We start from the raw sequence: 23101 nt of genomic DNA, 5'->3' as shown, positions 1-23101 counted from the left end.
GGTCGGGCGTCGTAGAAATGCTCATCGGAGCGGGACCCCGCACAATTCAATACTTGTCAACACCCCTTCACCCAAAGGTTGTTGAGTGGTCATACACGACCAATTCTCTACCCGCCGGTAAGGCCTAGGCTCGAACCATGCGCCGAGCAAAGATCGTCTGTACCCTGGGCCCCGCCACCGACTCGTACGACCAGATCAAAGCCCTGGTCGAAGCCGGAATGGACGTCGCCCGCCTCAACCTCAGCCACGGCACCCACGCCGAGCACGAGGAGCGTTACCAGCGCGTCCGCAAGGCCGCCGACGAGACCGGCCGCAGCGTCGGCATCCTCGCCGACCTTCAGGGCCCGAAGATCCGGCTCGGCCACTTCACCGAAGGCCCCGTACTCCTTGAACGCGGCGACACCTTCACCATCACCGTGGAGGAAGGCGCCGAAGGCGACCGCCACAGCTGCGGCACCACCTACGCCGGCCTCGCCACCGACGTCACCCCCGGCGAACGCATCCTCGTCGACGACGGCAAGGTCTGCCTCGAAGTCACCTCGGTCGACGGCCCCCGGGTGCACACCGAGGTCGTCGAAGGCGGCATGGTCTCCGACCACAAGGGCCTCAACCTCCCCGGCGTCGCCGTCTCGGTCCCCGCCCTCTCCGAGAAGGACGAGGACGACCTGCGCTGGGCCCTGCGCACCGGCTGCGACGTCATCGCCCTGTCCTTCGTCCGCAGCGGCCGGGACATCGAGGACGTCCACCGCATCATGGACGAGGAACACCGCCGCCTCCCCGTCATCGCCAAGGTCGAGAAGCCCCAGGCCGTCGACGCCATCGACGACATCGTTGCCGCCTTCGACGGCATCATGGTCGCGCGCGGCGATCTGGGCGTGGAAATGCCCCTGGAGCAGGTGCCGATCGTCCAGAAGCGCGCGATCAAGCTGGCCAAGCGGAATGCCAAGCCGGTCATCGTCGCCACCCAGATGCTCGACTCCATGATCGAGAACTCCCGGCCGACGCGTGCCGAGGCGAGCGATGTGGCCAACGCCGTCATCGACGGCACCGACGCCGTGATGCTCTCCGGCGAGACCAGCGTCGGCAAGTACCCCATCGAGACGGTCCGCACGATGGCGAAGATCGTCGAGGCGGCGGAGGAGGACATCCTCGCCAAGGGCCTCCCGCCGCTGACGGAACGCAACAAGCCCCGCACCCAGGGCGGCGCGGTCGCCCGCGCGGCGGCAGAGATGGGCGACTTCCTCGGAGCCCGCTTCCTGGTCGCCTTCACCCAGTCGGGCGACACGGTCCGCCGCCTCTCCCGCTACCGCTCCCCGATCCCCCTCCTCGCCTTCACCCCCGAGCCGGCGACCCGCTCCCAGCTGAGCCTGACGTGGGGCACGGAGACGTTCCTGGGCCCCCACGTCGACTCCACGGACGCCATGGTCGACCAGGTCGACGAGCTGCTGCTGAAGTACGGCCGCTGCGAGAAGGGCGACATCGTCGTCATCACCGCGGGTTCCCCGCCCGGCGTCTCCGGCTCGACAAACCTGGTCCGCGTCCACCATGTGGGGGAGGACGACAGCCCCAAGTAGACGGACCGGGGTCAGTGCTTGGGGCCTACGTGGGTGTCCATGAGGGCTACGGAGGCTTTGCGGGCGATGGAGATGTTGAAGGGGTCGCTGCCGCGGGCGAGGGTGGTCCACTCGACGCCGACCTTGTCGAGGGTGTCGGTGAAGAGCTTCCGGATGTCGTCCGACTTGTTGGAGAAGAAATACCGCGGGTATTCGTAGCGCTTGCGCTCTCCGGCCACGAGGCGGGTGGTCCAGTTGATGATGCGGCAGCCGTCGGAGTGGATGAGGCCGCGGATGAACTCCCAGGGATGGGCGTCGACGATCTCCTGCTGCCAGGGTTCGAGGGCGATACGCCGGTCGTGTTTCTTGCCGGGGCCATGCTGAGGGAAGAGGCAGGGCCAGTGCTTGCTGGAGCCCGTGACGGCGACGCAGCCCTGTTTCTTGACACGGCACACGCTGTTGTCCGGACGGACGGAGCGCATCGCGGCCTCGCACTCGTCAATCACACCTGGCCAGGCGTTGTCCAGCACGATGCGCATGAAGTAGACCCCGCGCCGGTGGAGGTTGATGCACCCGTCGCCGAGATAGAGGCCCAACAAATACGAGTACATCTCGGGCGCGTCCGGAGGCTCGGGGAGTGCCTGGCATCGCGGGCATGGTCTGCCACTGCGCCTGAAGGGATCAATGCGTGTTTGCCAGGAGCGGATCGCGAATCGCGAGACTCCGACTTCCTTGCTCACGGAGTTCAGGCTGCGCCCTTGAGCGACAAGGGCCAAGGCTCGCTTGCGTGTGCTGACGTCGTACATGCGGCCACTGTGCGAGAGTGATCGCGACGACATGCAACGAAAAGCGGATGTTCACGAGAACGTGGACATCCGCTTCTGGGTCAGAGTGCCGGGTGCGGGATTCGAACCCGCACGTCCTTTCGGACAATCGCTTTTGAGGCGATCATGTCTACCCTTCCATCAACCCGGCTAGGCGACAGGCCAGAAGCATACCGGGTCACCGCAGCTCCCCGCCTCTAGGTAGGCTTCATACGCAGCAGCACCTGCCCGGCCCGCAACAAGGAGCCCCCGTGACCGCCCCCGAGTCGCCCCAGCCCGTAGACGCGCCCGACGACGACAAGTCGCACGTGCCTCCGCTGACGACCCGTGTCGTCATCGCCGAGGACGAGGCCCTCATCCGGCTCGACCTCAAAGAGATGCTGGAGGAAGAGGGCTACAGCGTCGTCGGCGAGGCCGGTGACGGCGAGCAGGCCATCGAGCTCGCCCGTGAGCACCAGCCGGATCTGGTGATCCTGGATGTGAAGATGCCCAAGCTGGACGGTATCTCCGCCGCCGAGAAGATCGCCGAGGAGCGCATCGCCCCGGTGCTGATGCTCACCGCCTTCTCCCAGCGGGATCTGGTCGAGCGGGCCCGGGACGCCGGTGCCATGGCCTATCTGGTGAAGCCGTTCAGCAAGAGCGATGTCGTGCCGGCCATCGAGATGGCGGTCTCGCGGTTCACGGAGTTGAAGGAGCTGGAGAAGGAGGTCGCCGACCTCACGCTCCGGCTGGAGACGCGGAAGCTCGTCGACCGGGCCAAGTCGATTCTCCAGACCGAGTACGGGCTCACCGAGCCCGCCGCCTTCCGTTGGATCCAGAAGACCTCCATGGACCGCCGTATGTCCATGCAGCAGGTCGCCGAGGCGGTCATCCAGGACGCCGACGAGAAGAAGGCCAACAAGGGCTGAGACGCCGTACGGAACATGCAGCGAGGCCCGCGTCCCTGGATCAGGGGCGCGGGCCTCGTCGTACAACCAGGAGGATCCTCAGTCCTCGCCGAGGTACGCCTTGCGGACCGACTCGTCGTGGAGGAGGTCCTGGCCGGTGCCGGAGAGGACGATGTTGCCGACCTCCATGACATGGCCGTGGTCGGCGAGCGACAGGGCCGCCTGGGCGTTCTGCTCGACCAGGAGGATGGTCGTGCCCTGGGCCTTGAGCTCCACGATCGTCGCCATGATCTTCTGCATCATGATCGGGGAGAGGCCCATGGACGGCTCGTCGAGCATGAGGAGCTTCGGCTGGGACATGAGCGCCCGGCCCATGGCCAGCATCTGCTGCTCACCGCCGGAGAGGGTGCCGGCCGCCTGCTTGCGACGTTCGCCCAGGATCGGGAAGAGGTCGTAGGCGCGCTGCATGTCCTTCTCGATGCCCGCCTTGTCGCTGCGGAGGAAGGCGCCGAGACGGAGGTTGTCCTCGATCGTCATGCGGGGGAAGATGTGCCGCCCCTCGGGGGAGTGGGCGAGCCCGAGCGAGACGATCTGATGGGCGGGGGTCTTCTTCAGCGACTTGCCGTCGAACTTGATCTGGCCGCCGACGGGCTTGAGCAGACCCGACAGGGTGCGCAGGGTCGTCGTCTTGCCGGCGCCGTTGGTGCCGATGAGGGTGACGACCTCGCCCGCCTCGACCTTGAAGGAGATTCCCTTGACGGCCTCGATCTTGCCGTAGGCGACGCGGAGGTCCTCGACCTCGAGGAGTGCGGTCATCGGTCGGTCTCCTTGCCGGGCGCGTCGGACTGTGCCTCAGCGGCTTCGTCCTCGGCGATCTCCTCGTCGCCGGGGGCGTTGTCGAACGGTTCTCCGAGGTAGGCGGCGATGACGCGTTCGTCGCCCTGGACGGTGGCGCTGTCGCCCTCCACCAGCTTCTCGCCCTGGACGAGTACGGCGACCCGGTCGCAGAGGTTGAAGATGAACCGCATGTCGTGCTCGATGACGAGGACGGCGATGCCCTTGTCACGGATGGCGAAGACCAGCTCTTCGGTGGCTCGCGTCTCCTGCGGGTTCATGCCCGCCGTCGGCTCGTCGAGCAGGAGCAGGCCCGGCTCGCTGGCGAGGGCGCGGGCGATCTCCAGCTTGCGCTGTTCGCCGTAGGGGAGGTTGCGGGCGAGGTGGTCGGCCTTGTGCTGGAGGCCGATGAACTCGAGGAGTTCCATGGCCCGGTCGCGGGAGGCCTTCTCGGCGCGGTGGAAGCCGGGGCCGCGCAGGACGGCGGACCAGAAGCCTTCCTTGGTGCGGGTGTGGCGGCCGACGAGCACGTTCTCCAGGACCGTCATGTTGCCGAACAGACGGATGTTCTGGAAGGTGCGGGCGATGCCGGCGGCGGTGACCTTGAAGGACTTGGGCGGCAGTACGTCGCCCCTGAAGCGGACCTCGCCCTCGGTGGGGATGTAGAGGCCGGTGAGGCAGTTGAAGAACGTCGTCTTGCCGGCGCCGTTGGGGCCGATGAGACCGACGATCTCGCCGCTGTTGACGGTGAGGTCGACATTGCGGACGGCGGTGAGGCCGCCGAAGCGCATGGTGACGCCGCGGGCGTCGAGTACGACCTCGCCGGGGGCGCTGGCGCCCGGGGTGGCGTCCTGGGTGGTGGTGTCGGTGGTCATGTGTGGTCAGGCCCCTGTCTTGCTCAGGACGGTGGGCGCTTCGGCCTCTTCGTGGAACTCCAGCTGGCGGCGCCGGTTGGCGACGAGGCCTTCGGGGCGGAAGCGCATCAGCAGGATGAGCGCGACACCGAAGGCGAAGAGCTGGTAGTCGCCGAGGAACTGGAGCTTGTTGGGGATGAGGTAGAGCAGGGAGGCGCCGATGAGCGGGCCGCCGATGGTGCCCATGCCGCCGAGGACGACCGCGGCGAGCAGGAAGGCGGAGTTCGGCGGGATGGGCCCGGCGAACTGGTACTGCTCGGGGGTGACGGTGTAGGTCACGTGGGCCTGGACGGTGCCGGCGAGACCGGCGAGGGAGGCGCCGACTGCGAAGGCGATGAGCTTGACCTTGAAGCCGTTGATGCCCATGGCGAGGGCGGCGGTCTCGTCCTCGCGGATGGCGACCCAGGCGCGGCCGATACGGGAGTCGCCGCTGCGTCGGAAGACGAGGACGACGACGGCCGTGATGAGCAGCATCAGCAGGAAGTAGTTGGCGAACCGGCCGATGGTGAAGCCGAGGATGTCGTGGGTGGCGCCGAGGTTCCAGCCGAGGATGTTGAGGTCCGGGATGGAGGAGATGCCGTTGGAGCCGTTGGTGATGTCGGGTCCGGAGGTGCCGTCGAGGTTGTTGACGGTGATCCGGAAGATCTCACCGAAGCCGAGCGTCACGATGGCGAGGTAGTCGCCGCGCAGTCGCAGGGTCGGGGCGCCGATGAGGACGCCGAAGGTGAGGGAGGCGGCGGCACCGACGAGGACCGCGGCCCAGAAGGGGAAGTGCACGTCCCAGGGGGAGCTGGGGGAGCCGGAGACCAGGGCCGCGGCGTAGGCGCCGACGCCGAGGAAGGCGACGTAGCCGAGGTCGAGGAGGCCGGCGAGGCCGACGACGATGTTGAGGCCGAGGGCGACGGTGGCGAAGATCAGGATGTAGACACCGATGGTCGCGTACTGGTCGTCGGTCTGGGTGAACGGGAACAGGGCCGCCGCGATGAAGGCGCCGAAGACGGTGATGGTCTGGTGCCGGCTGGTGATCTGGGTGGCCTGGGCGACGAGACCGGACTTGTTCAGCGCGGCGAAGCCGAAGCCGGCGGTGAGCAGGAACCCGATGAAGAGTTCGTCGTACTGGGTGCCGATGCCGTAGGTGAAGACGGTCAGGCCGAGGGCCATGACGGCGACGATGACGAGGATCTCGACCCAGGAGGGGAGCTTGCCGACGGGCCGGGGGGAGCCGGCGGCGAAGGCGGCCTTGATGGTCTCCCGCTGGTGGGCGGCCTTGTTCCTGAACTTCTCCCAGCGGTCGTCGTCGGGGTCGATCGGGTCGGGCTCGGGCTTCTCGAACGGCAGGGCCAGGGCGCCGACGAGGGCGGCGAGCGTGGCGATGGCGACGATGAAGCCGCCCGGGTCGAGGTTGACCACACCGCCGAGTTCGTCGCTGATGGCGATGACCGTGTACCAGGCGGTGAGGAAGGTGGCGAGCGCGGCGAACCGGAGGGCGGCGTCGCCGCCGGCCGGGACGAGGTGGCGCAGGCCCTTGACGCCGTAGCCGGCCAGGGCGAAGAGGGTGGTCAGGATGGAGCCGATGAGGACGAGGACCTGCAGGCCGCCGGGGTAGCCGTAGACGGTGAGGTCACCGGGGAAGGCGGAGGTCCAGGTCCACGACATGAACGTCGAGACGATGGTGAGCGCGGCGCCGCCCAGCGCGAGCGCGCGGGCGATGTTCGCCGGGATCCGGATGAGCCCGGACGGGGCGGGCGCGGCAGGGGTGCCCGGGGTCTGGGGTGCGGTGGTCTGTGTCGTCATCGGTGTCACGCCCTGTCCGCGACGCGCTCGCCGAGCAGGCCCTGTGGCCTGAACAGCAGCACGAGGATGAGGAGTACGAAGGCCCAGACGTCGGCCCAGGACTGGCTGCCGAACTTCTCCATGCCGGGAATGTCGGAGATGTAGGCGGAGGCGAGGGTCTCCGCGACGCCGAGGACGACACCGCCGATCATGGCGCCGTAGATGTTGCCGATGCCGCCGAGGACGGCCGCGGTGAACGCCTTGAGGCCGAGCAGGAAGCCCATCTTGAAGTTGACCTCGCCGTACTTGAGGCCGTAGGCGACGCCTCCGATGGCGGCGAAGGTGGCGCCGAGGGCGAAGGCGACCACGATGATGCGGTCGGTGTTGATGCCCATGAGCTTGGCGGTGTCGGGGTCCTGGGCGGTGGCCTGCATACCGCGGCCGGTGCGGGTCTTCATCACGAAGTACGCGAGCACGGCCATGCTGATGGGCGCGGCGACCACCAGGAAGATGTCACCGGTCTGGATGGTGACGTTGCCGATGTGGAACGGGCCGCCGTCGATCTGGGGGAAGGTGATCGAGGACTTGGCGTTCGGGTACCAGGCCCAGACCGCCTGCTGCAGGGCGAGCGAGAGGCCGATCGCGGTGATCAGCGGGGCGAGGCGGGGGGCGGTGCGCAGCGGGCGGTAGGCGAACCGTTCCGCTCCGACGGCCACGGTGACGGCGACGATGATCGCGCCGACCAGCATCAGCGGCAGGGCGACCCACATGGACGTGCCGTCGGGCAGCACGTACAGGTAGACCGTCAGAGCGCCGAAGGCTCCGGTCATGAAGATCTCACCGTGGGCGAAGTTGATGAGCTGGACGATGCCATAGACCATCGTGTAGCCGATGGCGACCAGCCCGTACATGGATCCCAGTAGCAGGCCGTTGACCAGCTGCTGCGGCAGTTCGTTCACCGCATGTCCTCCGAGACTATTCGGATGTATTCGACGGATTTCGACATTGCGCCGGATGCGAGAACGCGCGGGGCGCCTGTGGAACAGCGCCCCGCGCGGCTCGTGAGTGGTGCGGGAGGGGTCAGCCGGAGAAGGTGCCGGACTTGACGGCCGCCCAGGCACCGTTCTTGACGGCGTAGACGGTGAGCTGCTTGTTGGTGGCGTCACCGAACTCGTCGAAGGAGACCTTGCCGGTCACTCCGTCGAAGGAGACGTTCTGCATGGCGGCGGTGACCTTGGCGCGGGCGTCCGAGGGCAGCTTGCCGCCGTTGTCGTCGACGACCTTCTTCACGGCCTGGATGATGGCCCAGGTCGAGTCGTAGGAGTAACCGCCGTAGGCGCCGTACTCCTCCGAGTAGCCGCCTGCCTTGTAGTCGGCGACGAACTTCTTGGCCGAGTCCAGCGTCTCGACCGGGGCGCCGACCGAGGTGGCCAGGTCGCCGGTGCTGTTGGCGCCGGCCAGCTTGATGAAGGTCGGGTCGAAGATGCCGTCACCGCCGGCGAGCGGGATGTTGGCGCCGGCGGCCTTGATCTGCTTGCTGAGCGGACCGGCCTGCGGGTACTCACCGCCGTAGTAGACGGCCTCGGCACCGGAGTTCTTCACCTGGGTGGCGACCGAGGAGAAGTCCTTGGTGTCGGGGTTGATGTGCTGGGTGCCGACCACCGTGCCGCCGAGCTTCTTGAACTCCTCGGTGAAGGTGGCGGCGAGGCCCGCGCCGTAGGTCTTCTTGTCGTCGATGACGAAGACCTTCTTCTTCTTGGCCGTGTTGTAGATGTACTCGGCGGCGAACGGGCCCTGGATGGCGTCCGTGGTCGCGGTGCGGAAGTACGACTTGAAGGGGCGGACCTTCGTGGTCTGCCACTTGTCGCCCTGGGTCAGCGCCGGGTTGGTGTTGGCCGGGGAGACCTCGACCAGCTTGGCGTCGTCGAAGACCTTCTGCATGGACTGCGCGACGGACGAGTTCAGCGGGCCGACCACGCCGAGGACGCTCTTGTCGGCGACCAGGGCGGTGGCGTTCTGCTGGCCGGACGAGGCCTGCGCCTGGTCGTCCTTGGCGACGAGCTTGAACGTGATGCCGTCGACGGTCTTGTCCTTGTTGGCCGTCTTGACGGCCAGGTCCGCGGAGTTCTTGATGCCGAGACCCAGAGCGGACAGGTCGCCGGTCAGCGGCGCGTCGACTCCGATGGTGACGGTGGTGCCGCCGCTGCCGGAGCTGCTCTTGTCGCCGCTGTCGCGCGAACCACAGGCGGTGAGGGTGAGTGCTCCCGCCGCCAGCGCGGCGGTGATGGCGATGAGCGAACGTTGACGCACGATCAGTCCTTTCCCTGGCGCGGCCCCTCCCCCCTGGAAGTGGCCGAGTCACCGCGCCGGGCCGAAGTGTTTATTTCGGCTTCACGGTGACTGGGCGTGACTCTAAGCGGGGCAAGGAACCCTGGAGGAGGGTCTGGGGGAGGCTGTGACTCTCTTGTTATGACACGAGGTAATGCAGAGCGGTGCTCAGTGGGCAGTACAGCAGAATTCCGGCCGATTCGCCCCGTCCGCATTCTGAGAACCCGCAGGACCCGCCGGGGAGTGTCAGGCGCTTCGGGGCTTTTGCTAATTACGTGGAACCGGGGTTGCAGATGGCTTCAAGAGCGTCGGAGAGGTGTTGCGCATAGCGCGACCCCAGGATGAAACTGTGGACCTCTATTGCACGCGTATTACGCAGAGTTACGTCCAGGAAAGGGAGTCCTGCCCTTTCGGGCACACTTCGACATTGTGCGACGTGCATAGTGATCACGATCGTGCGACTTCTGCCCGCACGCGTCCGGAAGGGTGTAGTGGGGTCGCTGGTCAGGGACAGTCCGGCGTACGGCTGCTCGATCCTGGTGACGGTCACCGGCGGCCCGGAGTCCACGCTCAGGTCCACGGCGAAGCTGAAACTGTGCGGCCGTACGCCTTTCGGAGTCGTCACCGGATCGAGGTACGTGACGTCCACGGCCTGGGAGGGGTACGGCGGTGCCGCGGGCGCCGGCTTGTGCGGCCGGGTGAGGTACAGATAGCCGCCGACCGCGATCAGGACGAGGGCCAGGACGGCCGCGAGAGCGGCGCGCCGGTGCCGGGCGTACCACAGGGGGAGCCGTCCGCGCGGGCGGGAGAGGACGGCGGTGGCGCCTTCCCGGGTGTCCCGGGCCCGGGTGCCCTCGCCGGGCTCGACGGGGCCGACGCCGCTCATCCCCACGGTCCGTTGCTCGGACCGCCGGTGCGGTACCAGTCGCGGCAGCCCGCACGCGCCTCGCGCCCGATCAGCGCGTCGGCCGCCTCGGCGCCCCGCGTCTTCTTGACGGCCCGCGCGTCGTCCACGACCTCGCGCAGGATGTCGTACTGGCCGTTGGACAGGCCCATGGTCTGGTAGTCGCCGTAGGTGTGGCTGTCGAGCACCTTGCGCGACCAGTGCGCGACGACCTTCGTGCACAGGTCCTCGGGCGAGGTGGCCGACGGCGAGGGCGTGGCCGTGACCGTGCGTGCGCCGCTCGGGCCGCCCGGTCCTCCGCACCCCGCGCACAGTCCGCCCGTCACCAGTGCCAGTGCCAGCCCGCAGCCGAGTACGGCCCCCGGCCGGGTGGCTCCTCCCGTTCGCATGTCATGACGCTAGGGCCTGTCGCCTGCCCCGGGCCAGAGGCGGGGCGGACGCGCCGCGCTCAGCCGGTGACGCCCAGGTGCCGCGCGTCGCTCGGGTTCACGTCCCGCAGCAGGCAGGTCAGCCGCGCGGTGCACACCCGCCGCCCCTCCTCGTCGCTGATCACGGTCTCGTACGTCGCCGTCGAGCGCCCCCGGTGCACGGGCGTCGCCACTCCGGTCACCAGCCCCGAGCGCACGCCCCGGTGGTGCGTGCAGTTCAGGTCGACGCCGACCGCGATCTTGGAGCTGCCGGCGTGCAGCATCGAGCCCACGGAGCCAAGCGTCTCGGCGAGCACGGCCGAGGCGCCGCCGTGCAGCAGCCCGTAGGGCTGGGTGTTGCCCTCGACCGGCATCCTGCCGACGACCCGGTCCGCGGAGGCCTCCACGATCTCCACGCCCATGCGTGTCCCCAGGTGCCCCGCGGAGAACAGGGCGGGGAGGTCGACACCGAGCGCGGCGTACTCGTCGATGACCTCCTGCGGGAACCTCACATGCTGCTGCTCGCCCATGGGTCGTGCTCCGTTCGTCGTGATCAGCCGTGGACACCCGACTGAGCAAACGCTCAGTCGGTCCTCGATTGTTCCAGACGCACGACCACGGACTTGCTGGCCGGGGTGTTGCTGATGTCGGCGGTGGAGTCCAGCGGGACCAGGACGTTGGTCTCCGGGTAGTAGGCGGCGGCACACGCGCGTGCCGTCGGGTAGTGCACGACCCGGAAGCCGGGCGCCCGCCGCTCGACCCCGTCCTTCCACTCGCTCACCAGGTCGACGTACGACCCGTCCGCGACACCGAGCCGCGCCGCGTCCTCGGGATTCACCAGCACGACCCGGCGGCCGTTCCTGATGCCCCGGTAGCGGTCGTCGAGGCCGTAGATCGTGGTGTTGTACTGGTCGTGCGAACGCAGCGTCTGCAGCAGCAGACGGCCCTCGGGCAGCTCGGGGTACTCCACGGGGGCGGCCGTGAAGTTGGCCTTGCCGGTCTTCGTGGGGAAGCGGCGCTCGTCGCGCGGGGCGTGCGGGAGGGCGAAGCCGCCGGGGTGCGCCACGCGCGCGTTGAAGTCCTGGAAGCCCGGGATCACCCGCTCGATGCGGTCCCGGACGGTCGCGTAGTCCTTCTCGAACTCGTCCCACGGCACCACGCTGTTCTCGCCCAGCACCCGGCGGGCCAGCCGGCACACGATGGCCGGCTCGGACAGCAGATGGGTGCTCGCCGGCTCCAGCCGGCCGCGGGAGGCGTGCACCATGCCCATGGAGTCCTCGACGGTCACGAACTGCTCGCCGCCGCCCTGGAGGTCCCGCTCGGTACGGCCGAGGGTGGGCAGGATCAGGGCCCGCGCGCCCGTGACCGCGTGCGAGCGGTTCAGCTTAGTGGAGACATGCACGGTCAGCCGGGCACGCCGCATGGCCGCCTCGGTGACGTCGGTGTCGGGGGAGGCGGAGACGAAGTTGCCGCCCATCGCGAAGAACACCTTCGCCTGGCCGTCACGCAGCGCCCGGATGGCCTGGACGACGTCGAAGCCGTGCTCACGCGGGGGCGCGAAGCCGAACTCCTTCTCCAGGGCGTCCAGGAAGGCGGGCGCGGGGCGCTCGAAGATGCCCATGGTGCGGTCGCCCTGCACGTTCGAGTGTCCGCGCACCGGGCAGACGCCCGCGCCGGGACGGCCGATGTTGCCGCGCAGCAGAAGGAAGTTGACCACCTCGCGGATGGTCGGCACGGAGTGCTTGTGCTGGGTCAGACCCATCGCCCAGCACACGATGGTGCGCTCGGAGGCGAGGACCATGCGCAGGGTCCGGTCGATCTCCTCGCGGGTCAGACCCGTGGCGGCGAGGGTCTCGTCCCAGTCGGCGGCGCGGGCGGCCTCGGCGAACTCCTCGTAGCCGTGCGTGTGTTCGCGGACGAACTCCTCGTCGACCGCGCCCTCGGTCTCCAGGACGAGCCTGTTCAGGAGGCGGAAGAGGGCCTGGTCGCCGCCGATGCGGATCTGCAGGAAGAGATCGGTCAGCGTGGCGCCCTTGAGCATGCCCTGCGGGGTCTGCGGGTTCTTGAACCGCTCCAGACCGGCCTCGGGCAGCGGGTTGACGCTGATGATCTTCGCGCCGTTCGCCTTCGCCTTCTCCAGGGCGGAGAGCATGCGCGGGTGGTTGGTGCCCGGGTTCTGGCCGGCGACGATGATCAGGTCGGCCTTGTAGAGGTCCTCCAGCGAGACGCTGCCCTTGCCGATGCCGATCGTCTCGGTCAGCGCCGAACCGGACGACTCATGGCACATGTTCGAGCAGTCGGGCAGGTTGTTGGTGCCCAGTTCGCGGGCGAACAGCTGGTACAGGAACGCCGCCTCGTTGCTGGTGCGGCCCGAGGTGTAGAAGACGGCCTCGTCGGGCGAGGACAGCCCGGCGATCTCCTCGGCGACGATGTCGAAGGCCCGCTCCCAGCTCACGGGTTCGTAGTGCGAGCCGCCCTCGGGCAGGTACATGGGGTGCGTCAGCCGCCCCTGCTGCCCCAACCAGTACCCGCTGCGGCCCGCCAGGTCGGCGACGGGGTGCGCGGCGAAGAACTCCGGGGTGACCCGGCGCAGGGTGGCCTCCTCGGCGACCGCCTTCGCGCCGTTCTCGCAGAACTCCGCCTTGTGCCGGTGGTCGGGCTCGGGCCAGGCACAGCCCGGGCAGTCGAAGCCGTTCTTCTGGTTGACGCTCAGCAGCGTCAGCATGGTGCGCTTCACGCCCATCTGCTGCTGCGCGATGCGCAGGGTGTGACCGATGGCCGGCAGCCCCGCCGCCGCGTGCTGGGGCCCGGCGACCCGGGGCGCGTCCTGAACCGGGTCGCCCTTGGGCGGTTTGGTGGCCATGGCGCCTTCTCCTTCACACACACCTGCACATGTGGGTACGTCTCGATCCTCGCACGTGGCGGTGACAGCCAGGCGGGCCGGGAGTGCGGCGGTGGCCCCACTGTCAGTGGCACGTGGCAGGATCGGGTCCGTGGCAGAGACAGCATCGAAGAAGACCGAGACGACCTCCGGCGGCAAGCGGCCCCGCCTCATGCTCATGGACGGGCACTCGCTGGCGTACCGCGCGTTCTTCGCGCTGCCCGCGGAGAACTTCACGACGGCGACGGGCCAGCCGACGAACGCGATCTACGGCTTCGCGTCGATGCTGGCCAACACCCTGCGTGACGAGGAGCCCACGCACTTCGCGGTGGCCTTCGACGTCTCCCGCAAGACCTGGCGCTCCGAGGAGTTCACGGAGTACAAGGCCAACCGCTCCAAGACCCCGGACGAGTTCAAGGGCCAGGTCGAGCTGATCGGGGAACTCCTCGACACCATGCAGGTGTCGCGGTTCGCCGTCGACGGCTTCGAGGCCGACGACATCATCGCCACGCTCGCCACCCAGGCCGAGGCCGAGGGCTTCGAGGTGCTGATCGTCACCGGCGACCGCGACTCCTTCCAGCTGGTCTCCGAGCACACGACGGTGCTCTACCCGACCAAGGGCGTCTCGGAGCTGACCCGGTTCACCCCGGAGAAGGTCTTCGAGAAGTACGGGTTGACGCCCGCGCAGTACCCCGACTTCGCCGCCCTGCGCGGCGACCCGTCCGACAACCTCCCGGGCATCCCCGGCGTCGGCGAGAAGACCGCCGCGAAGTGGATCAACCAGTTCGGCTCCTTCGCCGACCTGGTCGAGCGCGTCGAGGAGGTCAAGGGCAAGGCCGGGCAGAACCTGCGCGAGCACCTGGAGGCCGTCAAGCTCAACCGCCGCCTCACCGAGATGGTGCGCACGGTCGAGCTGCCGAAGACGGTCGCCGACCTGGAGCGGGCGCCGTACGACCGCAAGGGCCTGGCGATGGTCCTGGACACCCTGGAGATCAGGAACCCCTCCCTGCGCGAGCGCCTGCTCGCCGTCGACCCGGGCGCGGCGGAGGCCGAGGAGACCCCGGTGGTCGCGGACGGCGTGGAGCTGGACGGCAAGGTGCTCGGCACCGGCGAACTCGCGCCCTGGCTCGCCGGCCACGACGCCGGCACCCTCGGTGTCGCCACCGTCGACACCTGGGCGCTGGGCACCGGCTCGGTCGCCGAGGTCGCGCTCGCCACGGGCGACGGCCCCGCCGCCTGGTTCGACCCGTCCCAGCTGGACGAGGCCGACGAGACCGCGTTCGCCGGCTGGCTGGCCGACGAGGCGAAGCCCAAGGTGCTGCACAACGCCAAGGGCGCGATGCGGGTCTTCGCCGAGCACGGCTGGAGCGTCGCCGGAGTCTCCATGGACACCGCGCTCGCCGCCTACCTGGTCAAGCCGGGCCGCCGCTCCTTCGACCTGGACGCGCTGTCCCTGGAGTACCTGGGCCGTGAGCTGGCCCCCGCCGCCGCAGCCGACGGCCAGCTGGCCTTCGGCACGGACGACGGCGCCGAGGCGGAGGCCCTGATGATCCAGGCCCGCGCGGTGCTGGACCTCGGCGAGGCCTTCACGGACCGCCTCCAGGAGGTCGGCGCCGCGGACCTGCTCCGCGACATGGAGCTGCCCACCTCCGTCCTGCTCGCCCGCATGGAGCGGCACGGCATCGCGGCCGACCGGGCGCACCTGGAGGCCATGGAGCAGATGTTCGCGGGCGCTGTCCAGCAGGCGGTGAAGGAGGCGCACGCGGCGGCCGGCCACGAGTTCAACCTGGGCTCGCCCAAGCAGCTCCAGGAGGTCCTCTTCGGTGAGCTGGCCCTGCCCAGGACCAAGAAGACGAAGACCGGCTACACCACGGACGCCGACGCGCTGGCCTGGCTCGCCACCCAGACGGACAACGAACTCCCGGTGATCATGCTCCGTCACCGCGAGCAGGCGAAGCTCCGGGTCACCGTCGAGGGCCTGATCAAGACGATCGCGGCCGACGGCCGTATCCACACCACCTTCAACCAGACGGTCGCCGCCACGGGGCGCCTCTCCTCCACCGACCCCAATCTGCAGAACATCCCGGTCCGCACCGACGAGGGCCGCGCGATCCGCCGGGGCTTCGTGGTGGGCGAGGGCTTCGAATCCCTCATGACCGCCGACTACAGCCAGATCGAACTCCGTGTGATGGCCCATCTCTCCGAGGACGCGGGTCTGATCGAGGCGTTCACCTCCGGCGAGGACCTGCACACCACGGCGGCCTCCCAGGTCTTCGCGGTCGACCGGGACCATGTCGACGCGGAGATGCGGCGCAAGATCAAGGCGATGTCGTACGGCCTCGCGTACGGACTGTCGGCCTTCGGCCTCTCGGCGCAGCTGAACATCGAAGCGGGTGAGGCCAGGGCGCTGATGGACGCCTACTTCGAGCGCTTCGGCGGCGTCCGGGATTATCTGCGCCGGGTCGTCGACGAGGCACGGGCGACCGGCTACACGGCCACCCTCTTCGGCCGCCGCCGCTACCTCCCCGACCTCAACAGCGACAACCGCCAGCGCCGTGAGGCCGCCGAGCGGATGGCCCTCAACGCCCCCATCCAGGGCACGGCCGCCGACATCGTCAAGCTCGCCATGCTCCGTGTGGACGGCGCCCTGCGCGAGGCCGGCCTGACGTCCCGCATGCTCCTCCAGGTCCACGACGAAATCGTCCTGGAGATCGCTCCGGGCGAGCGCGGGACGGTGGAGGACATCGTCCGCCGCGAGATGTCGGACGCGGTGCGTCTGAGGGTGCCGCTGGGGGTCTCGGTGGGCGTGGGCGCGGACTGGGAGTCGGCCGCCCACTGAGCCGTCACGGTGGGTTCCGGCGGTACCGAACCGGCCGGAACCCCGCGGTCGGGTCACTCCCGTGGCCCTCGCGAAGAGGCCCCGCACACCCTTGTACCGTAAGGATGCGGGCATGGGTATACGCATGCTCCACCGCCGGACGGCGTCAGTGCGGGCGGACACCGACACGCCCCCCTGCCCGCCCCGCTCCCCGGTCCCGGTCTTCGCGGCCGACGCGAGCAGTGCCCGCATCCCCGCCGACCTCGCCACGGCCCTGCGCCGCACGGCCCACTGCACCGCGGGCGCCCTGCGCCAAAGACTCACCGCCGCCGCGGAGCCCCCCGCCTGGCGTCTCTGGGCCGAGCTGGGCTGGAGCCACGCCGCAGGCCTGGTCGACCGACTCCTCAGCGACCGCCGGGACGGCCCTGCCCCACGCTGACCCGCTCGGGCTCCGCAGCGGCCGCCGCCGGACGCCACACCCGCATCCCGACGACGTACAGCAGCAGCCCCAGCACGAGGCCCGCGCCCACCCCGAAGCACAGCGGCGCGATCAGCTCCCAGGGCTTAGCCGTGGCCCGCCAGTAGGCCCACCACCGGGCCGCCCGCTCCACCCCGACCACGAGCGCGCACCCGCCGATCACGACCCCGGCCAGCAGCCGGTCCCGCACCGACAGGGCCGCGACCCCCACCGGACCGGTCGCCGGGACCACCCGGCGCAGGGCCCGCCCCACCCACCCGGCGATCACGGCGGCGCCCACCACCGAGCCCCCGTACTGCATGAACCAGTACAGGGGCGAGCCGGCGACCGTGTCGTTCAGCACCGGAAACAGCCGTACGCCCCACCGGTCGTGGTGGGTGAACGCGTCCCACACCACATGGGTCAGGGCTCCCAGCGCTGCCGACGCGTACCACCGCAGCAGCAGCGAGGGCCGCAGCCGCGCGCGGGGCGTGCCGCAGCGCAGCAGGGCGGCCGGGCGGGGCTGCCAGGCCCTCGGCAGCAGGGCCACCAGCGGCTCACGGATCAGCAGCCACAGACCCACCAGCGCCCACGCGATGGCCACGTCGACCGTGACGACGCCCGGGAAGGAGTGGGTGACACTGCCGAACTCCATCGCCCCGGGGATCGCACTCGCCGCGAAATAGGGCATGTCGGGAGAGAAGGAACCGGCCACCAGGACGGCCGGAATCAGCCGCCCCCGGCCGCCGCCGTCGGTGCGCACGGCGGGCAGGACGGCCGCCGCGTGGCTCAGGGTGAACGGCAACGGGGCTCCTCCAAGGGGACGTTGGGCAAGACCTCGGCCCGGGTGATCGCTCCGGTCCAGTATGCGGGCCCGGCCGGGCCACCGGCCGAAGATGGCCAACCGGTGAATAACGGGCACGAACGGGTGCCCATGGCAAAGAAGTTGTCGTAGGGTCGCCTGGGCCGCCGCGCCGGGGAGCGTGGCCGGCCGTCCCGGCGGAAGACGGATTCGCCCCACGAGGGCAACCAGCACCCTGGGTCGATCGTCACAACAAGACGAGCAGACAGACGACAGACGGGCGCTCGGGCGTCCACGGGAGGGGTTCACTCTATGGCGGCGCAATTCGGCAGGAGGCTGGCCAAGGGAGCGGCGACCACCGCTGTGGCGGCACTCGCGGTCGCGGCCCTCTCCGCGTCCCAGGCGCCCGGGGTCACGGTCGACGACCACGGCAGACAGACCGCCTCGGACGCCCAGCCGTCTCCCGAAGCCACCGCCGACGACGGCACCGCCACCGGCAACTCGCGGTACTACACCGACCTGCCGCCGCTGAACAGCCCCAACCCGTCCCCGAGCGCGGGCGACGGCACCGGCACCGGCACGCCCGTGGTCACGGGCTCCGGCGAGGCCGGTATCCCGGCGACCGTCCTCGACGCCTACAAGAAGGCCGAGGCGGCCCTCAAGGAGGCCAAGCCCGGCTGCAACCTGCCCTGGCAGCTGCTCGCGGCCATCGGCAAGGTCGAGTCCGGCCAGGCCCGCGGCGGAAACGTCACCGCGGACGGCACGACCATCACCCCGATCCTCGGCCCGCAGCTCGACGGCAACGGCTTCGCGCTCATCAAGGACACCGACGGCGGCAAGTACGACGGCAACAGCCAGTACGACCAGGCCGTCGGCCCGATGCAGTTCATCCCGTCCACCTGGGCGTGGGCGGGCCGCGACGGCAACGGCGACGGGGTCAAGGACCCCAACAACGTCTACGACGCCGCCCTCGCCGCCGCCCACTACCTGTGCCGCAACAACTGGGACATGTCCACCCGGTCCGGCCTCGACAGCGCGATCCTCAGCTACAACGACTCGCAGGACTACCTGAACACCGTCCTGTCGTGGCTGGAGTACTACCGCAAGGGCACCCACTCCATCCCGGACGGCACCGGCACGCTCCCGTCGCACAGCAGCGACGAGGGCCAGAAGGCCGACCCCAAGCCGTCGCCCACGCCGCCCAAGACGCCCTCGACGCCGGGCACCGGCTCGCCGACCACCCCCGGTACGCCGAGCACACCGAGCACGCCCGGCTCGCCGTCCCCCACGCCCACCGACACGGTGGACCACCTGGAGGACGCGGGCACCGCGAAGCTCACCGCGACGGCCGGGGAGGCGTTCACCAAGAAGATCAGCACCAGGGCCGAGACCGAGGCCGGCAAGGCCGTCGGCAAGGTGCGCGTCCGCTTCAGCATCATCGGCGACACCGACGCCACCTTCACGGGCGGCGAGAAGGTCGCCGCCGTCGTCACCAACGCCTCCGGCGTGGCCGTCGCGCCCACGCTCCAGGCCGGCGAGAAGACCGGCGACTTCACGATCCGGGCCACCGTCGTGGGCCGCGCGGTCACCGGCCTGGACTACACGGCCTCGGTCACCGAGCGGGTCGCCGACACCCTCGCCCGCACCAGTGACACCGCGCTCACCTGCACCCCGGGCGGCGAGTTCGCCGACCAGGTCGAGGTGCGGGCCACCTACCAGAGCGCCGTCGCCGACAAGGTCGCGGTCACCGCCACACTGATCAAGTCCACGACCGACGCGACCGAGAACGACAAGGGCCCCTACTTCAAGGACGCGGACGGCAAGACGATCCGCACCCTCACGGGCCTCACCACGGACGCCGACGGCAAGCTGAAGCTGCCCAAGCTCTACGCCGACGACACCACCGGCACCTTCCTGCTCCGCCTCACCACCGCCGGCGGTGCCACCCTCGACGTCGAGCTGACGGTCGCCGCCGCCGACACCTCACCGAGCCCGTCGCCCAGCCCCTCGGCGAGCGCGAGTTCGTAGGTCCCGGTCCGCGGGCCTCGGTTCGCAGGCCTCGTCCACCAGGCGTTCTCCACACGACGACGGCGCCCCTCACCCGAGGGGCGCCGTCGTCGTGTGCAACGTGTTCTCATCTCGGCCACCCGTTGCTACCGTGCCGGACCTGACGATGTATCAGCTCCAGTCGGCTTCGGTCGGCTCCCCGTCCCGTCGGGAGGCAGGCATGCGCGCTCTGATCGCCGCCGCGACCGGTCTCGTCCTCGCGTTCGCACTGGTCCTCACCGTCACCGCGATGGGGACACCGACGGGGAAGACGTCCCCGAAACCGCTGCTGACGACGGTGCCCGCCCACCCCTAGCCGTCCGCCAGCCGTCCGCCCGGGAGGCCGAGATGCGCCGCAAGGCCAGTCTGGTCCTGCTCGCCTTCGCCGTGTTCTTCGCGGCGCTGTCCCCACTGATGCGCTGGTACGCCTTCCCGCGCCTGGCCAAGATCCCGGCGAACCAGTACCAGGACATGGTCCTGGAGGCGAAGGGCGCCACCCTCCTCGACTACGGCACGATGAAGGCCCGCAAGGTCTCCAAGGTCACCATCGTGCAGACCCTCAAGGGCGATGTGGCGGCGGCGAAGAAGGTCGACAGGGCGACGGGCCGCGACGTCGTCGTCTGGGACGGCCTCTCCTACGTCCAGGGCCCCGACGGCAAGATGGTCTCCCAGATCCCCGAGCGCTACATCTTCGACGCCCACAGCCAGGCTCCCGTCCACGCCACCGGCGAGATGGTCGACGGCGACCCGGTCAAGCGGACCGGCATCGAGTTCAAGTGGCCCTTCCTGACCCAGAAACGGGACTACGAGTACTTCGACGCCCAGACCCGCACCACCAACCCCATCCACTACGAGGGCACACGGAACTTCCGCGGCCTGACGGTCTACTACTTCGAACAGACCATCCCGTGGACCAAGGTCACCTTCCCGAAGGTCATGCCGGTCAAGGGCATCACCCCCGAATCGGTGGCCAAGACCGGCACCACCCGCTGGTACACCACGGTCCGCAAATTCTGGGTCGAACCGGTCACCGGCGCCCCCGTCTACGGCGAGGAACTCCACAAGGAGGAGCTCCGCGGTGGCACCCTCCTCGGCGGCCGGGCGAAGGTCACCGCCTTCGCGGGCGACGTCAAGATGCGCGAGGACTACACCCGGCACACGCTCGCGCTCGTCAAGCACAACCGCACCCTGGTCCTCCTGATGACCTCGTACCTGCCCTGGGGCTTTCTGACCCTGGGCGTGCTCCTGCTGGCCCTCTCGCTCTATCTGGAGGCCCGCGGCCGCCGCCCGGCCGACCCCGAACCGGCCGAGTCCGAGACGCCGGAACCGGTCACCGCCTGAGCCGCGCGTTGGTGTACCGCGTCGGCTCCGCGGTCGCGGGGTCCTCGGGCCACGGATGCTTCGGATAGCGGCCCCGCAGCTCGGCCCGCACTCCCCTGTATCCGTCCCTCCAGAAGGAGGCCAGATCGGCGGTGACGGCGGCGGGCCGCCCGGCGGGGGAGAGCAGATGCACCAGCAACGGCACCCCCGCGACCGCCGGCGACTCGTGCAGCCCGAACATCTCCTGCAACTTCACGGCCAGAACCGGCTGTTCCGGGTTGCCGTAGTCGATCCGGATCCGCGACCCACTGGGTACGGCGATCCGCTCCGGCGCCAACTCGTCCAGCCGCCCGGCCTCCCCGGACGCCCAGGGAAGCAGACGGCCCAGCGCCTGCCCCGCCTCGATCCGCGCCAGGTCGGCCCGCCGCCGGGCCCGGCCGAGCTCCGGCTCCAGCCACTCGTCCACGCGCGCGTGCAGCGCCTCGTCGCAGACATCCGGCCAGGGCTCACCCAGCCGCAGCCGCAGGAACGCGAGCCGCTGCCGCAGCACGAGCGCGTCGGGCGACCACCGCAGCAGCCCGAACCCCTCCTGCCGCAGCCCTTCGAGCAGCGCCTCTCGTACGAGGGCCGGGTCGGCGTCCTCGAGGGGGCGCGTCGCCAGCTCGATCGCCCCGAGGCGCTCCACCCGCCGCGCGACGACGTCCCCGTCGGCCCAGTGGACCTCCTGCGCCTCGGAGCGCAGCGGGGCCGCCGCGGACCGGGCCATGTCCTCGTCCACCACGGCGGCGAGCCGCACACGCGCGTGCCCCTTTCCCACGGGACGGTCCGCGACCGCCACGGCGATCCAGGGGGCGCCGCGCAGGGGACTGCCGTCACCGAGTTCGGCGCGGGTCCCGGACACCATGAGGTAGGAGCCGCCGTCGGCCCTGGCGATCCGTTCCGGGAAGGCGAGCGCGGCGACCCGTCCCACGGTCCGGTCGTCGGCCTCGGACGCCGGCGCGCGCTCGTCGTCCCTCCGCAGGCGCCGGACCTCCGTCCGCCAGCGGCCCGCGTACGCGTCACCCCCGTGCCGGGCCGTCCGCAGGGCGGCCCCCAGATCGTCGCCGTACTCCCTCGGGGGCTCCTCCGACAGCAGCGCCACCGCCTCGGCGCCACCGCCGGGAGCGTCCAGCAGGGCCCGCCCCAGGCGGGGGTGCAGCCCAAGGCGTGCCAACCGCAGGCCCCGTTCCGTGGCCCGGCCGGCCGAGTCCACCGCTCCGATCGCCGTCAGGACGTTCCTCGCCGCCGCCATCGCCCCGCCCGGCGGCGTGTCCAGCAGGGCCAGCCCGGACGCTTCCGGATCACCCCAGCAGGCCGTCTGGAGGGCGAACGCCGTCAGGTCGGCCACCTTGATCTCCGGCGCCGGGAAACGTGGCAGACGGGCGTCCTCGGCCTCCGTCCAGCAGCGGTACACCGCTCCCGGCGCCTCCCGCCCGGCCCGGCCCGCACGCTGCCGCCCGGCCGCCTGCGAGGCCCGTACCGTCGTCAGGGCGCTCAGCCCGCGCGCGTGGTCGACACGCGGCTCCCGGGCGAGCCCCGAGTCCACGACCACCCGCACCCCCGGAACCGTGAGCGACGACTCCGCCACCGAGGTGGCCAGCACGACCCGGCGCCGCGCCCCGGGAGCCAGCACCGCGTCCTGCACGGCGGCCGGAGCGCGACCGTGCACCTGCAGCACGTCCACCTCGCCCAGGGACCCCAGCTGCCCCGCCACGCGCGCGATCTCGCCCACGCCGGGCAGGAAGCACAGCACGTCCCCGTCCCGCTCGGTCAGCGCCCGCCGCACCGTCGACGCCACATGGGCGAGCAGCGCCGGGTCCACTCGCATACCGTGCGGGGGCCGCACGGGCCGGGCCGGCGGCGACCAGATCACCTCGACGGGATGCGCGACGCCCCGCGCCTCGACCACGGGCGCTCCGCCGAGCAGCGCCGCCCACCCCTCGGCGTCGGTCGTCGCTGACGCCGCCACCAGGCGCAGCTCGGGCCGCAGGGTCTCCCGGACGTCCCACAGGAAAGCGGCCGCCGTGTCGGCGTCCAGATGGCGCTCGTGGCACTCGTCCAGCACCACCACGTCCGTGCCGGCCAGCTCCTGGTCCCGCTGCAGCCGCTGCAGCAGCACACCGGTCGTCACGACCTCCACGCGCGCGTGCGGCCCGGCCACCCGCTCGCCGCGCACGGTGTACCCGACGCTCTCGCCGACCTTCTCGCCCAGCAGCCACGCCATCCGCCGGGCGGCGGCACGGGCCGCGATCCGGCGGGGCTCGGCGACGACCACCCGGCGTGCGGGGGCGCCGGTCAGCAGCCCCGCCAGCGC

At 70.3% G+C, this 23101-nt stretch carries 19 protein-coding genes and 1 tRNA gene; 7 read left to right on the top strand and 13 right to left on the bottom strand.

Annotation, left to right across the window (positions count from 1 at the left end; translation table 11 throughout):
* Positions 1–137 precede the first annotated feature (137 nt).
* Entirely contained in the window at positions 138–1574 is a 1437-nt protein-coding gene (gene pyk / locus ABZT17_RS34515) for a pyruvate kinase (protein ID WP_356354889.1), read from the top strand.
* An 11-nt stretch (positions 1575–1585) separates the two neighbouring features.
* Here pyk and ABZT17_RS34510 read toward each other — a convergent pair whose 3' ends face one another.
* Positions 1586–2359, bottom strand: coding sequence for a transcriptional regulator (locus ABZT17_RS34510; RefSeq protein WP_356354887.1), 774 nt, complete (start codon positions 2357–2359; stop codon positions 1586–1588).
* A gap of 86 nt (positions 2360–2445) precedes the next feature.
* Positions 2446–2528, bottom strand: a tRNA-Leu gene (locus ABZT17_RS34505).
* Positions 2529–2628: 100 nt separating this feature from the next.
* Between ABZT17_RS34505 and ABZT17_RS34500 the strand changes: the two genes are divergently transcribed.
* Positions 2629–3285: a response regulator gene (locus tag ABZT17_RS34500; protein WP_356354885.1), complete on the top strand. Its 657-nt coding sequence runs from the start codon at positions 2629–2631 to the stop codon at positions 3283–3285.
* Positions 3286–3363: 78 nt separating this feature from the next.
* On the opposite strand, the gene ABZT17_RS34495 is transcribed toward ABZT17_RS34500, so the two are convergent.
* The 9 genes from ABZT17_RS34495 to ABZT17_RS34455 all read right to left on the bottom strand — a co-directional run bounded on the left by ABZT17_RS34495 (position 3364) and on the right by ABZT17_RS34455 (position 13287).
* Positions 3364–4080, bottom strand: coding sequence for an ABC transporter ATP-binding protein (locus ABZT17_RS34495; RefSeq protein ID WP_356354884.1), 717 nt, complete (start codon positions 4078–4080; stop codon positions 3364–3366).
* Positions 4077–4973 carry an ABC transporter ATP-binding protein gene (locus tag ABZT17_RS34490; RefSeq protein WP_356354882.1) on the bottom strand — a complete coding sequence of 299 codons (897 nt, stop codon included), beginning with the start codon at positions 4971–4973 and terminating at the stop codon, positions 4077–4079. The genes ABZT17_RS34495 and ABZT17_RS34490 overlap by 4 nt, the downstream gene beginning before the upstream one ends.
* Positions 4974–4979: 6 nt before the next feature.
* Positions 4980–6806: a branched-chain amino acid ABC transporter permease gene (locus tag ABZT17_RS34485; RefSeq protein WP_356354880.1), complete on the bottom strand. Its 1827-nt coding sequence runs from the start codon at positions 6804–6806 to the stop codon at positions 4980–4982.
* 5 nt (positions 6807–6811) lie between these two features.
* Positions 6812–7744, bottom strand: a complete 933-nt coding sequence (locus tag ABZT17_RS34480) for a branched-chain amino acid ABC transporter permease (protein WP_356354879.1) — start codon at positions 7742–7744, stop codon at positions 6812–6814.
* A 121-nt stretch (positions 7745–7865) separates the two neighbouring features.
* Positions 7866–9095 (bottom strand): branched-chain amino acid ABC transporter substrate-binding protein, encoded by a 1230-nt coding sequence (locus ABZT17_RS34475; protein WP_356354877.1) that lies wholly within the window; start codon positions 9093–9095, stop codon positions 7866–7868.
* Positions 9096–9384: 289 nt separating this feature from the next.
* Positions 9385–9999: a Tat pathway signal sequence domain protein gene (locus ABZT17_RS34470; RefSeq protein ID WP_356354875.1), complete on the bottom strand. Its 615-nt coding sequence runs from the start codon at positions 9997–9999 to the stop codon at positions 9385–9387.
* The gene (locus tag ABZT17_RS34465; RefSeq protein ID WP_356354873.1) at positions 9996–10406 is read right to left on the bottom strand and encodes a hypothetical protein; all 411 of its coding nucleotides are present in this window, start codon (positions 10404–10406) and stop codon (positions 9996–9998) included. The genes ABZT17_RS34470 and ABZT17_RS34465 overlap by 4 nt, the downstream gene beginning before the upstream one ends.
* A gap of 59 nt (positions 10407–10465) precedes the next feature.
* The gene (locus tag ABZT17_RS34460) at positions 10466–10954 is read right to left on the bottom strand and encodes a hotdog fold thioesterase (RefSeq protein WP_356354871.1); all 489 of its coding nucleotides are present in this window, start codon (positions 10952–10954) and stop codon (positions 10466–10468) included.
* A gap of 53 nt (positions 10955–11007) precedes the next feature.
* A complete protein-coding gene (locus tag ABZT17_RS34455) occupies positions 11008–13287 on the bottom strand; it encodes an FdhF/YdeP family oxidoreductase (RefSeq protein ID WP_356354869.1) in 2280 nt (759 codons plus the stop codon).
* Positions 13288–13417: 130 nt separating this feature from the next.
* On the opposite strand from ABZT17_RS34455, the gene polA reads away from it, so the two are divergent.
* Both polA and ABZT17_RS34445 read left to right on the top strand, forming a co-directional pair.
* Entirely contained in the window at positions 13418–16144 is a 2727-nt protein-coding gene (gene polA, locus ABZT17_RS34450; protein WP_356354867.1) for a DNA polymerase I, read from the top strand.
* A gap of 112 nt (positions 16145–16256) precedes the next feature.
* On the top strand, positions 16257–16562 hold the full coding sequence (locus ABZT17_RS34445; RefSeq protein WP_356354865.1) for a hypothetical protein: 306 nt from the start codon (positions 16257–16259) through the stop codon (positions 16560–16562).
* Here the strand turns inward: ABZT17_RS34445 and ABZT17_RS34440 are convergent.
* A complete protein-coding gene (locus ABZT17_RS34440) occupies positions 16528–17385 on the bottom strand; it encodes a DUF4184 family protein (protein ID WP_356354863.1) in 858 nt (285 codons plus the stop codon). The two genes, ABZT17_RS34445 and ABZT17_RS34440, sit on opposite strands and share 35 nt — an antisense overlap.
* 309 nt (positions 17386–17694) lie before the next feature.
* Here ABZT17_RS34440 and ABZT17_RS34435 point away from each other — a divergent pair, with 309 nt between their 5' ends.
* The 3 genes from ABZT17_RS34435 to ABZT17_RS34425 all read left to right on the top strand — a co-directional run bounded on the left by ABZT17_RS34435 (position 17695) and on the right by ABZT17_RS34425 (position 20769).
* Positions 17695–19410: a lytic transglycosylase domain-containing protein gene (locus ABZT17_RS34435; protein WP_356354862.1), complete on the top strand. Its 1716-nt coding sequence runs from the start codon at positions 17695–17697 to the stop codon at positions 19408–19410.
* Positions 19411–19609: 199 nt separating this feature from the next.
* Positions 19610–19744 (top strand): SPW_0924 family protein, encoded by a 135-nt coding sequence (locus tag ABZT17_RS34430; RefSeq protein WP_356354860.1) that lies wholly within the window; start codon positions 19610–19612, stop codon positions 19742–19744.
* 32 nt (positions 19745–19776) lie between these two features.
* Positions 19777–20769 carry a DUF3068 domain-containing protein gene (locus tag ABZT17_RS34425; RefSeq protein ID WP_356354859.1) on the top strand — a complete coding sequence of 331 codons (993 nt, stop codon included), beginning with the start codon at positions 19777–19779 and terminating at the stop codon, positions 20767–20769.
* On the opposite strand, the gene hrpB is transcribed toward ABZT17_RS34425, so the two are convergent.
* A partial coding sequence (hrpB, locus tag ABZT17_RS34420; RefSeq protein WP_356354857.1) for an ATP-dependent helicase HrpB occupies positions 20759–23101 on the bottom strand: 2343 nt, incomplete at its 5' end. The two genes, ABZT17_RS34425 and hrpB, sit on opposite strands and share 11 nt — an antisense overlap.

This window comes from Streptomyces sp. NPDC005648, assembly GCF_040605395.1.
In the GTDB taxonomy this organism is placed as follows: domain Bacteria; phylum Actinomycetota; class Actinomycetes; order Streptomycetales; family Streptomycetaceae; genus Streptomyces.
Note: the sequence above shows the minus strand (reverse complement) of the source record. Positions and strands in the feature narration are given on the sequence as shown.